The sequence below is a fragment of the Dyadobacter fermentans DSM 18053 genome, from assembly GCF_000023125.1.
Taxonomy (GTDB): Bacteria; Bacteroidota; Bacteroidia; order Cytophagales; family Spirosomataceae; genus Dyadobacter; species Dyadobacter fermentans.
The window spans coordinates 854,039-866,335 of record NC_013037.1; the positions used below are offsets into that span (position 1 = coordinate 854,039).

A 12,297-nucleotide genomic window follows, 5' to 3' on the forward strand; every position below is an offset into this window, starting at 1 on the left:
AGTGCAGTAAAACGAATGCAAGTGTCTGATAACAAGCTGGTATTGTCTTTAACTGATTTCCCATGAAGAAGATTCTTTCCATACAAAACGCATTGATCGCGCTACCCTTGCTATTTGTTCTGGCATGTTCCGATGACGAAAAAAAGCCGGATTGCGGTTGTGACGGCGCCACGGCACTGGTCGTCCGCAATGCCAATGCGGCCTATGTCGGCAACGGCTATTTTTCGGTAGAACAAACCAACCAGGGAAATGAGAAGTACCGGATGGTCATTCAGGTATGCGGCGAACCGGATGCTTCCTGGGCCGTTTCCGCGGATTCAGTCCAACTCAACTACACCATCAGCGGGGATTTGAAAAAGAATTGCATGATGGACGGCATCCAGCCGATCACCGCTCAGCCCGGCCCTTTTCGGCTGAAAGAATTGACCAGGAAATGACGCGCGGATAAGCCGCCTGTTTTACATAAGATTTGACTAAAATATTCCGGTAATAATTAAATGTTGCCGGAATTTTCTAGTTTAACCGGAAGTTACATCTCAACGATTTCTCGCGTTATGAGTCCTTTCGGCATAAGGCGGCTACGCTCGGCTGTCTTTTTTCTCGGAATATGTTTGGCATGCTTGTTAAAACCCGCCGCGGCGCAGGATTATACCATCACCAAACTGAAACTCTTTCCCGACCGCGACGAAGTGCTGATCAAGGATGTGGCGACGGATAGTAAAGGCTTCATCTGGTTTCTGACCAACGGCGAGATTTACCGCTACGACGGCTACCGGTCGCTCGACGTGCTACGAACGATCGCGGACCAGGTCCCTACCGCCGATATGCCGCAACGAATCCTCATCGATCGCCGCGACAGGCTGTGGATGGCGGGCAATGCAAACCTCAGTTACCTCGATCTCAGGACGTGGAAGGTGCAGCCGGTATCGCCGGCCCTGTTGCCGCCGGTGGAGCACCGCGAGGTGTTTTCGATCACCGAGCTGTCGGACGGCACCATCGTTGTGGCTTATGAAAACGGGCATTTGCTGTTGGTGAAGGGAAATGAGTTTGTGCGTGTGGACGAACTGTTCGAACTTGGCCGGAAATCCAGCAATAAATTATCGCCCCGCGGCCTGACCATCTGGAAAGGTAAAATCTGGGTCGGGACGACCGGCGGCAGCCTGCTCTCCATCGACCCCGCGCGCGGCCATCGCACGCAAATCCGGAAATTGCCGGGCGAAGACAGTTACGTAAGGACATTGATAGGCTGCGCGGATACCCTGTTTGTAGATGTTCCGAAGCGTGTCAATATCCGTTTGGACGACGGTTTCGGGCTGCCAATGCGGCCGCAGGGTTTTGAACTGTCGGCCGATAAATACTTTGTGCTGAAAGAAGGAACCGACATGCATATTTACGCCGAGGACGACGCCTTGTACGTGATGGACGCGGCATTGCGCCTGCGCCAGAAGCTGCGAATCCCGACCAAACGGAAGTTCAGGACGGTAGCCGCGAAGATCTTCAACAGGGAAATTGTGCTCGGGACGGAGGAAGGGATATTTGTCGCTTATCCAAAAACGAAAGGGCTTTCCGAACTCGATATCGTCAATTCCGGCCCTAACAAGAGCACGCGGGGCATTCACGTTTACCCCGACGGTTCCATTTTTTATGGCACGTATAATGGCGCAGGATATGTAGAGCCGGGTGGAAAGGCATTTGTTTTTCCCGAATTGAAGCACGCCTACACCCTGCTGCCGATGAATGCCAACGAACTGCTGGTAGGCACCGAGGGCGGTTTCCTAAAAGTGTTTAACCGGCAGAAGCGGCGGATCGAACCGTTGCAATACAGTCTGTCGCCGGATGTCCGCGAAAAGTACGCCGCGCATTTGCCGATCTACGTCATGTGCCTGGCCGAAAGCAAGACCGATTTCCTGATCGGCGGGATGAACGGGCTTTGGCTGCTCAATAAAAAAAGCCGGCAGCTCCACCGCTACGAGCTCACCGGCGGCTCGCCCCACGCGCTCGATTTGCAGATCAGGCACATGCACCAGCTTTCCGAAGGGCATTTGCTGCTGAGCACGAACCTCGGCCTTTTTGAACTGAACCAGGGAATGCTGACAAAACAGTATCCTAAATCCGGCAATATGGGTGTGTACAAGGTCATTGTCGATGGCGACAAGCGCTGGATTGCCACGCAGGGTGCGGGCCTGGTCGCGATCGACAACAACGGCAGGGAAGCACAGTACGTCACCACGGAGAATGGATTGAGTAATAACCTCATTTACAGTCTCGAAAAGGTAGGCGACGTAATGGTCCTGGGCACCGCCGACGGGCTGAACCTCGTGAATGCGCAGCAGCGCGTACGCCGCATTGGAATGGCCGAAGGGCTTAGCCAGTCGGAATTGAACTCGGGCGCGTCCTTCGTGGACAAGGCGCGCCGGCGCGTATATGTGGGAGGGTTAATGGGTTATACTGTTTTGGACATGAACCGGGATTGGTTCGGGCAGCATGATCAGCTGGAAAGCTATGTGACGGAGATCCACACGTCCACCGGCAAAGCCGGGCAGAGAGCGCGGGACTACACATGGCCCTACCGCGGCGAGAAGCATCTTTCGCTCGATCACAACCAAAGTCTTACGGCATTGTATGTGGGAACACCCGGCAACTACCGCGCGAACAGCGAAGTAACTTATTCGCTCAATGCGAGTGATTGGGAACCGCTCGTGCGCGGCCAGTTCATTTCACTCATTGAGCCATCGCCGGGAGCTTACACAGTCCATTTGCGGACCCGCAGCCTCGGTTTGGAAAATAAACTGAACGAAGTGACGGTGATCAAGCAACCGCATTTTTCCCAAACGTGGTGGTTTCGCGCATTGCTGGCCTGCTGTGCCGTCGGGATTGTAATGCTTTGGTACCGGAGCCGGATTGCCAAAATCCGCCGCGAGCAGGACATCCGCAACCGCATTGCCGCAGATCTGCACGACGAAGTGGGGAGTTCGCTTACCCGTATATTTTTTCAGGCCAATGCCCTGGCCGGCGACCCGGAAAGGCAGCCGAGGCAGCTCGAACTGATCGCCGACACCAGTAAGCAGGCCCTGCTGACGATGAGCGACATGGTATGGTCCATCGACTCGCGGTTTGATACCATGAAAGACCTCGTTATCCGGATGAAGGATTATGTATACCGCCTCCGGGAGGAGCTTGATTTCAGTTACCGGTTCGAGGAAGGTGCGGAGGTAGAGTCGGGGAAGGTTTCACAGGCCGTCCGGCAAAACCTCTTCCTGATCTTTAAAGAGGCATTGATCAACGCCATCAAGTACAGCGACGGTTCGGAGATATACATTTCACTGCACGTTGATCCGGTGATCCGGCTTATTGTTTCCAACCGCTATCCCGGAAAGCCGGTTTTAATGAACGACCGGCAGGGCGGGCGCGGGCTCGAAAACATGGAACTGCGCGCCGGGAAGGTCGGGGGAAAGCTCGCGGTGACCGATTCTAATGGAGCATTTCGCATTGTTTTTGAAATACCACCCAAAAGAGGGATGTAAACTGAAAAAGCCGCACGCTAGATTTGTACGATGATACGACTGGGCATTATTGAAGACGACGATGAGATCAGGCACATGCTGGACCATTACCTGGGAGGCCAGCCGGGCATTTCGGTGCTGTTATCGGCTCCGTCGGTTGAGTCGTTTTTCGAGCAATGGAACGACCCGATTTTTCTGGACATTGTATTATCCGACATCGGCTTGCCGGGCGAGTCGGGCATTAAGGGCATATCGCGCATCAAACGGCGGGCGCCCAAATGCGGCGTGATGATGCTCACCGTTTACGACGACGCCAGCCGGATTTTCCAGGCATTGTGTAATGGTGCTACGGGCTATTTGCTCAAACAAACGCCTTTGCCGCAAATCAGGGAGGCGGTTACGTCCCTGTACGAAGGCGGCGCACCCATGTCGCCGGGCATCGCGCGGAAGGTGGTGGAGTATTTCAATCCTAAAAATGCCGGGCAATTGTCCGAAAACCTGACGCCCCGGGAGGCGCAGATCGTGCTGGCGATCGAGGAGGGGCTTACCAACAAGGAAGTGGCGGTGCGGATGGACATTTCGCTGGAAACCGTCAAGTACCACATCAAGAACATTTACGAAAAACTTCAGGTCAATAGCCGGCACGCGCTCATCAGCCGGAAATTCAGATAGCCCCCCCAAAAGAGGGATACCGTAGTAACCGCGAATTGATTCATTTTGCGATGCTATGGAAAAACTTCTACAAACTAGATCGATAGGCCGCGGTCGTTGGCCTAACGGTCGCCGCGTATTATGGGCTATGCTGCTGTGCTGGCAGGGAATGGCATTGTTTCACACCGCCGCATCCGGGCAGGGCATTTCACCCGGCGGCAATAACATTTTGTACGTCGACATTAATGTGAATACCTCGGCCGGCGGCTACACCGGAGCCGGTGATTCATGGGCCAATGCCGTCCCGCAACTGGCCGACGCTCTCCGCTGGGCCAGAACGGAATATGCCGGCGGCGACCACGGATGGAGCAGCGCCAATCCCCTCCGGATTTTTATTGCAAAAGGGAAGTATTTGCCTGCCTATCACATAGACGACCGGTATTACACCACCGACGGCGGCAGGAACAACGGCTTCGTGCTGGTACGCGACGTGCAGCTCTTCGGCGGTTTTGATCCTGCCGGCGGCATTGTGGAGCTCGATGATGCGCGTATCCTTCCGAATGCGGCGGCGCCCGGGCAAGGTACGGTATTGAGCGGTGACCTCAGCGGAAACGATAGTCCCGACCATTTCGACAATCATGCGGAAAATGTGCACCACGTGGTTGTGGCGGGAGGGATTGTAGGGTCGGGAAGTATCGATGGTGTTACGATTTCCGGCGGTAATGCCGACGAAAGTATGGAGGGGCCGCTAGCGGTAAGCGGTCAGTTTGTAACCTCGTCGGCCGGGGGCGGAATGTATTTGGTTAACGCATCGGCATTGGTGAAGAACAGCCTTTTTTACCGGAATACCGCATACATGAATGGGGGAGCGATGGTCTTTGGCTCGGCTTCGGAGCCTGTATTCACTGATTGTACATTCCAATCCAATGAGGCTGAGACCGGTGGCGGAGCGGGCAATTACAGCGCCGGCCCGAAGTTCAATGACTGTATTTTTTCCGGCAATACTTCAACTTCCTTTGGGGGAGGTGTCGCCAACGTTCAGGCCAACGCCGTGTTTACGGGTTGCCGGTTCGTGGACAACACGTCCGATGCAGGCGGAGGAATGTCGAACCAGGCAAGTAATCCGACGATCACCAATACGGATTTCATCGGAAACAAGGCCCGAAACGGCGGAGGCATGTTCAACGGTGACGGGCTGATCACCATAACCGGATGCTCGTTTTCGGGGAATTCGGCCGAGTCGGATGGCGGCGGTTTGGCGAACGGAGGAGGAGAGATTGTGTTCTCCCAATGCACGTTCGAGGGAAACAGGGGCGAGCAGCGGGGCGGTGCCATGCGAAACGATGGTGCCACCGTAACGATCCGAAACAGCCGCATTACCGGCAACACCTCGATCCAGGGCGGGGCGATCAGCAACGAAAGGCACCAATCCGTTTCGATGTTCAATACTATGATGTGGGGAAATACTGCGCTCATGGGTGGAGGGGTGGTCAGTGGGTTGGGAGGCCCTGTGCTCGTGGCTAATTGCACCATCTGGGGAAATGTGAGTACCGAATATCCTGCCGGGGCCCTTGTGGCCGTTCAGGTGCCGCTGAATGTGGTGAACTCAATTATCTGGGGAAATGAAGCGAATGGAAGCAGCACTACGCCCGAGGCATCCATCCAATTTATGGGGGATCAGTTGCCGGTCGTCATCAACAGCCTGGTGGCAAACTGGGGCGGCAGCGATAACTGGGACCCCATCAGGGGAGTTGATGGCGGTGGTAACATTGATATTGACCCTGGCTTCGCATCCCTTACTGCCACAGACGCAAATTTCCTGCATCTCACCCTTGCAAGTCCTGCCCGCAATACCGGAAGCAACAGCGCATACACCACGGTAGGGGGAAATCTCAGCAATGACCTCGATTTGGCGGGTAACCCGCGCTCGTTCGGCCCGGCGGTGGATATGGGGGCGTTTGAAAGCCAGCAGGCGGATGTGGTCGTTCAGGTGTTGTATGTCGATGCAGCGGGCGGAGACGATAGCAATAACGGCACTTCCTGGGGTACGGCATTCAAGACCTTATCTCACGCACTAACCCTCGCGAATGCGGATAACGATGTGGACACGATCCTCGTTGCAAAAGGGACTTATTATCCCACCGGCGCCGCTCCGGGTAGCAACCGCGCCGATGCCTTCCATATCGCTCGCGGCGGCATGAAGGTCCTCGGCGGATATGACGCCGGAACCGGCCAGCGCAATCTCGCCGCTAACCGCACCATATTGAGCGGGGCCATTGGCGACGCCGGCTCACCGGCCGACAACAGCTACCACGTGCTCGTGATCGCGGGTATTCCGGCGGATGCAGACAGCATTGAGGTCAACGGGTTTGTCATTTCGGACAGCTATGCCGATGGGGGGAGCAGCAGCAGTTTCAACGGCGTAAATGTGGCGCAGAACTACGGTGGAGGTATTTACAGTAAACAAAATGGTTTGGGTTTGAAACTCCGGTTCGCCAATCTCATCATCCGGAACAACTATGCAAACTATGGCGCGGGGATGTTCAACGACGAGCAATCGTCGCCCATGGTGGTCAACTGCCAGATCACCGGCAACGCCGCTGCCTACAATGGCGGCGGGATGCTGAACCGGAACGGATCTTCGCCCCAGGTCATCAACTGCACCATCGCCGGGAACGAGGCCGACGATGGCGCCGGGATCTTTAATAACACCAATGCTTCGCCGGGCATTCACAACAGCATTGTTTACGGCAACAGCTCGGGCATTAGCAGTTATAACAACAGCAACCCAACGCTCACATACAGCCTCGTGGAAGGCCAGCCGGTGGGCTCGGGCAACCTGGCGGGGACGGTTAACCCCGGCTTCACCGCCCCGGCAGGGTACGACGCCGCACCCACCAATGCAGGCGACTATCGCTTGCAGGCGTGCAGCCCGGCATTGAACAAAGGCAACAATTCCCTGTTCCCCGGATTGGCTGCCCACGACGCGAACGGAGACGTCCGCACGGCTCATTCGCTGATCGACCTCGGTGCATTCGAGCACCAGGGTGCATTGCCCACAGCCGCCGAAGCCCTGGCTAAAAACGGCGATCAGATTACCCGAATGGTCACGAGGGTCACGGATTTCTGGGCTAATGACGAAGCCTGCCGCCTGGTAGCCCGGCTCGAACCGACCGGCAATACGCCTCTCTCGGGCAGCGTGACGGGCCGCGTCGACGTGGACGCCGAAGTGGCATTCCACAACGGCTCGCCCTACGTCCAGCGGCATTACCTCTTCAACGGCCCCGCGGGCGGAACGGCCCGGATGACGCTCTACTTCACGCAAAACGAATTTGACCGTTTCAGCCAGACGCTTCCTTCCGGCCCGCTACCGGCTAATGCCGCCGACGAGGCCAACAAAGGCAATCTCCGCGTATTCCAGTATACAGGCACTACGGGGAGCAAGCCGGAAGATTTTGACGGTGCCCCGTCGGTCATCGACCCGGACGATGGCAACATCCGCTGGGACGAGGCGAAGCAGCGCTGGGAAGTCACGTTCCTCGTGAACGGTTTCAGCGGGTTCTTCATCGGGTCGGTGGCCAGCCCATTGCCTGTAAAAGTGGTATCGTTTGCCGGAAAAGCGGACGCGGAAAATGCCGTCACACTCGACTGGCGCGTGGCGGAGCAGGAAAATATCGACGCCTATCACATTCAGTTCAGCACCAATGGCCGTGATTTTCAGCACGCCGGAACGGTAGCAGCCATCGAAACCGCCGAAACGACCTACACTTTCCGGCATCAACCGCCGCTGAGCAGCGCGGTGCTCTACTATCGTCTGCTGATCTCGGAGGGGGACGGATCTCACAGTTACAGCAGGATCATTGACGTGAAATTGCCGGATCATCAATCCGCATTTATTTATCCTAACCCGGCTAGTGACGGTTTCCGAATCAAGAGGCGGGGAGCAGCCGGAGCCACAGCAAGCCTGGTGGACATGTTCGGCACCCGTTTGAAAACTTGGAAATTCCTGTCCGACGAGGATTACGTGGACATCCGATCGCTTCCAGCGGCGACTTACTTCATCGTCTTTGCCGATGGTACTTCGCTGAAACTCTTCAAGAATTAATCAGGTAAGTATTCAGGACAATTAAGGAAAGGCTTACACCAGCCTTTCCTTAATGGCCAGGCTCACAGCCTCCGTGGCGCTGTTTACGTACAATTTGTCGTAAATATTTCGGATGTGGTTGTTCACGGTATTGTAGGAAATGGTGCATTCCGCGGCAATGAGCTTGTAGCTGTATCCTTTTACCAAAAAGCCCAGAATCTGTTTTTCGCGTTCGGTAAGGTGATAATCCTTTTTCGCCTCGCTCTCGGCCGAAAAGTGCCGCAGTACCCTCGCGGCGATGCTGCCGGTCATGGGAGCGCCGCCGTCGAGCGCCTCCCGCAGGCTTTCAAGAAATCGTTCGGGGCTCGTTTTTTTGAGCAGATAACCGTTCGCGCCGGCCCTCAGACTGCCGAATATCCGGTCATCTTCTTCGAAATTGGTTTGGATGAGCACCGGCAATGCATCGAAATGCTTGCGGACGAGCCTAGTGGCTTCAATGCCGTCCAGGCCGGGCATATCAATGTCCATCAGCACCAGGTCCGGTTTCGAGGCGGTGATGTCGGCGACGAGGTTGCCGGCATTGGGAAATGTGCCGGCGCAAATAAAGTCGGCGGAGAGGTTCAGAAGCATGGCTACGCTGTTAAGCCTTTCCTGGTTGTCGTCGAAAACGATGATCCTAGATGTCATTCCGCAAAATTAGCGACTCGCCGGGGAGTATTACATAGCAAATATTTGTCATACCAATTTGACTAGAACATCAGCTTCACGACCGTACCCCGCATGCTTTCGGACGCGATCGTGAGCCGGCCGCCCATTTGTGTTGCGCGCTGCTGCATGTTCGCAAGCCCGTTACCCTTCTTCGCGGCCTGCGGGTCAAAACCTTGGCCATTATCGCGGATCACCATCGTTACTTTGCCGTTTTCGAGGCGGATATCGACATTCAAAGTGCTGCATTCGGCATATTTGGCTGCATTATTGATGGCTTCCTTGAAGATCAGGTAGAGGTTTTTGCGGGCCTGCATATCCAGCTTCCTGTTTTCCAGCCTGGGGTCGGTTTCGAAATGAAAAGTGATGCCTTTGGACTCGGCGAGCCCGCTGCCGAAATGGAACATGCGGGCAAACACATCCTGGATCTCGTCGCTCCCTGCTTTCACACTCCACACAATATCGCTGATCCCTTCCTGCACCTGCTGGGCATTTTCCTTGATTTTCCGCACCACCTGCTGATGTTCCGCCCGATCCATTTGCATGAGCAGCGCCTGGCTGTAAAAAGTAATGCTGCTCAGCGTGCTCCCGATCTCGTCGTGCATGTCGGCGCTGATCCCGTTGCGGATTTGCTGGATATGCAGCACCTGCCGGAGCCGGTAGCGGTAAAAAAGGTAGATCAGCAAGCTGATAGCCAGCGTGCTGAGGATAAAAAACCAGGGCGATTTATACCACGGCGCCACCACTCTCACCGGCGCCTGCCATTCCTGCGACCCCCAGTCGGCGCCGGCTGCCGACACCTGCACCCGCAGGTTATAGTTACCGGGCGGCAGGCTGTTCAGCAGCAGCTTGTTGCCATTTTCGAATATATGCCAGCCATCGTCGTCCCAGCCTTCGAGCCGGTACCGGAAGCGGTTCAGCGACGTGTTATGGTAATCCGGACTCATGAAAGCGAATGCAAACAGGCGGTCGTCGGGGTTAAACACGATTTCGTTGCCAGCAGGGTGGTTGGTAACCGTGTCCGTTTTGTTTCGCCCCGCATCGTATTTGGAATAGGAAATAAGCTCCAAGCCTGCCTCTTTTTTGGCGCTGATGTCCAGCTGCGCCGGGTCGAATGCGACAATGCCGTTCAGTCCCCCGAAATACAAGGTGCCGTCCTGGGCTTTGAGGTATGAGCCGTGGTTGAATTCAGTATGCGGCAGGCCGTCGGAAATGCCGTAGTTGTAGAACTTCTGCGTGCGGGTGTTGAACCGCGACAAACCTCTGTTCGTGCTCAGCCACAGGTTTCCGCGCTCGTCGGGCAGCGAAGCGTAAATGTTGTTGTCGGGCAGGCCGTCGTCGGTGGTGAAAAGCCGGGTTTTTTTGGAGGTGGTATCAATGTGGACCAATCCCTGCGTCGATGCGGCCCATAATGCATTGTTATACCACACGCTGTGAAATATCTGCAATGCGGGGAGCTTGATCCGGTCGGTCGGGCTTTGTCCGAAATGCTCGTGGATGGTCGCGTTCTTATTTAATATGTACAGGCCATTGGTGGTGCTCACGAGAATGCGGTCGTCCGCCCAAGGCATGAAGTGGTTCACGCGTTCATTTTTGATATACCGGCCTACCTTGTCATTGAACAGCACCGGTTTCATATTATGGATGTCAATCATCGCCATTCCGCCCCAGGTGCCCATCCAGAAGGTATGCGCATTCAGTTTGTAGAAGTAGGTAAATCCCCGGCCACTCACAAACGGGAATTCCACCGGGTAATATTCCTCCGTTTCCGGTTCGATTTTGAGAAACTGCGTGCCGTCGGTAATGGCATACACCTGGTCTTTGGCAAACAGCACCTTGTAGGGGATCACGTGGTCGCCCGGGATGGATTTGGGACGGTGCAGGATCATGTGCCTCGACCGGCCCTTCACCGGATCGATCTGGTGAAACATGTAGGCCATACTGTCGGCGTGGTAGCCGTAGGAGCACACCCAGATGCGCCCCGTGCTGTCCTCGGTAATGCCCCGGATGCTGCTGCCGATGTCGCCCGGCTTTTCCAGGGGCACACTGAGGTATTTGGTAAAGACTTCTTCGGTGAGCGTGATTTTGAAAAGGCCGTCCACACATGAAATCCAGAAACTGTCGTCGGCGCTCAGGATGGCTGTGAAGAAAAAGACATTAGCTCCCGATTTTTGTCCCAAACGGTCCGTTAATGCCGTAAAGTTTCCGGTTTTTTGGTTTAAAAAACCCACTTCTCCGTTCGCTTTGTACCAGGCGTGCCCCCTGGAATCCTCGTAAACAAAATCGGGAACAACAGCCGTGCCGGCATCCTGCAACGGCCCGAACATTTGTTTTGAACAGGAATATCGGCGAATGCGGTGCTGCGCGCTGCCCGGTTGTTTGTAATAAATGGTAAGCTCATCCGCGCCCGATTGCACCACGCTTGCGACCCGGTTCCGGGCGGATTGCGGCACGCCCGCGCACATATCCACGCGGCGGACCAGTTTGGCATCTTCGCTGATCACATCCAGGAAATTGCTGCCGTTATAAGCATACACCTGGTTCCGGCGATCACTGAAAAGCTTGGTAACCACATTCTTAGCTGCATTAGGCGGGCCTGCCGACGGTGTGTACAATGCAACCGGCACCGCATTCCGGTCGATCTTCACGAGCCGGCCTCCCGAAATGGCTACCCAGGCATTGGATTTCCGGTCGAAGAAAATGTCGAGGTTTTGCTTAGTACCAACTTCTTTGATGAGGCGGGAAGGATCGATCGTGCGGCAGGAAAAATCGACCGGGTGGATGATGCTGATACCATTATTGTGCGCTACCCAAATCTTGCCCCCGGCGCCGGTGCGCATCTGGTTGATCAGCGTGCGCCTGCCGATCGACCTGGTGAGAATGCCCGTAAAGTCCTGAAAAGTGTACCCGTCGTAACGCCAGAGGTCCTGGCCCGTGCCTACCCAAATAAAACCGCGCCCATCTTGCGCCAGGCTACGGATATTCCGGCTGGGCAAGCCCTGCTCTGGGCCCAGGAGCTGAATGTTAATGCGTGTTTTGGGTGTTTGGGCGTAGGATGAAACCGGATAGCTGAGGCAGCCAAGCAGCAGCAATCCTGCGCTGAGGAGGTGTGCCAATTGCCTGAAAGAGCTAAACGCTGAGAGTTGGAGCCGCATGCGGTGAAGACGTCATTTGAGGGGGACTTCAAATATATAGGGTAAGGGGATACGGTGAATAAAAACAGGTAACTATTTATTAACCGTCAGGCACAAGCTGATTTTACCCCTTAAGACGCTGCGTATAGCAAGAATTTGCTATTGTGCCTTGTAGCGGCGGCGGCTTCCTTTGCCAAACGTAATGCCCGCACCCGCACCG

Annotated in this window: 6 protein-coding genes; 4 read left to right on the top strand and 2 right to left on the bottom strand. The window is 55.4% G+C overall.

What is annotated here, in order from left to right; all coding sequences use genetic code 11:
• Positions 1–62 precede the first annotated feature (62 nt).
• The 4 genes from DFER_RS03570 (at position 63) to DFER_RS03585 (ending at position 8,259) form a co-directional block, all read left to right on the top strand.
• Positions 63–437, top strand: a complete 375-nt coding sequence (locus tag DFER_RS03570; protein WP_015810239.1) for a hypothetical protein — start codon at positions 63–65, stop codon at positions 435–437.
• 183 nt (positions 438–620) lie between these two features.
• Positions 621–3,524, top strand: coding sequence for a sensor histidine kinase (locus DFER_RS03575; RefSeq protein WP_041734710.1), 2,904 nt, complete (start codon positions 621–623; stop codon positions 3,522–3,524).
• A 30-nt stretch (positions 3,525–3,554) separates the two neighbouring features.
• On the top strand, positions 3,555–4,175 hold the full coding sequence (locus tag DFER_RS03580) for a response regulator transcription factor (RefSeq protein WP_015810241.1): 621 nt from the start codon (positions 3,555–3,557) through the stop codon (positions 4,173–4,175).
• A 55-nt stretch (positions 4,176–4,230) separates the two neighbouring features.
• Positions 4,231–8,259: a choice-of-anchor Q domain-containing protein gene (locus tag DFER_RS03585; protein ID WP_143828644.1), complete on the top strand. Its 4,029-nt coding sequence runs from the start codon at positions 4,231–4,233 to the stop codon at positions 8,257–8,259.
• A 33-nt stretch (positions 8,260–8,292) separates the two neighbouring features.
• Here the strand turns inward: DFER_RS03585 and DFER_RS03590 are convergent, their stop codons facing one another.
• The gene (locus DFER_RS03590; protein ID WP_015810243.1) at positions 8,293–8,925 is read right to left on the bottom strand and encodes a response regulator; all 633 of its coding nucleotides are present in this window, start codon (positions 8,923–8,925) and stop codon (positions 8,293–8,295) included.
• Between the two features lie 62 nt (positions 8,926–8,987).
• Entirely contained in the window at positions 8,988–12,098 is a 3,111-nt protein-coding gene (locus DFER_RS03595) for a ligand-binding sensor domain-containing protein (RefSeq protein WP_015810244.1), read from the bottom strand.
• Positions 12,099–12,297 lie beyond the last annotated feature (199 nt).

Excerpts from the sequence above, each read along its gene's own strand:
- DFER_RS03580 (WP_015810241.1), top strand. The coding sequence starts at position 3,555 with ATGATACGACTGGGCATTATTGAAGACGACGATGAGATCAGGCACATG.
- DFER_RS03585 (WP_143828644.1), top strand. The coding sequence starts at position 4,231 with ATGGAAAAACTTCTACAAACTAGATCGATAGGCCGCGGTCGTTGGCCT.
- DFER_RS03595 (WP_015810244.1), bottom strand. The coding sequence starts at position 12,098 with ATGCGGCTCCAACTCTCAGCGTTTAGCTCTTTCAGGCAATTGGCACAC.
- DFER_RS03590 (WP_015810243.1), bottom strand. The coding sequence starts at position 8,925 with ATGACATCTAGGATCATCGTTTTCGACGACAACCAGGAAAGGCTTAAC.
- DFER_RS03570 (WP_015810239.1), top strand. The coding sequence starts at position 63 with ATGAAGAAGATTCTTTCCATACAAAACGCATTGATCGCGCTACCCTTG.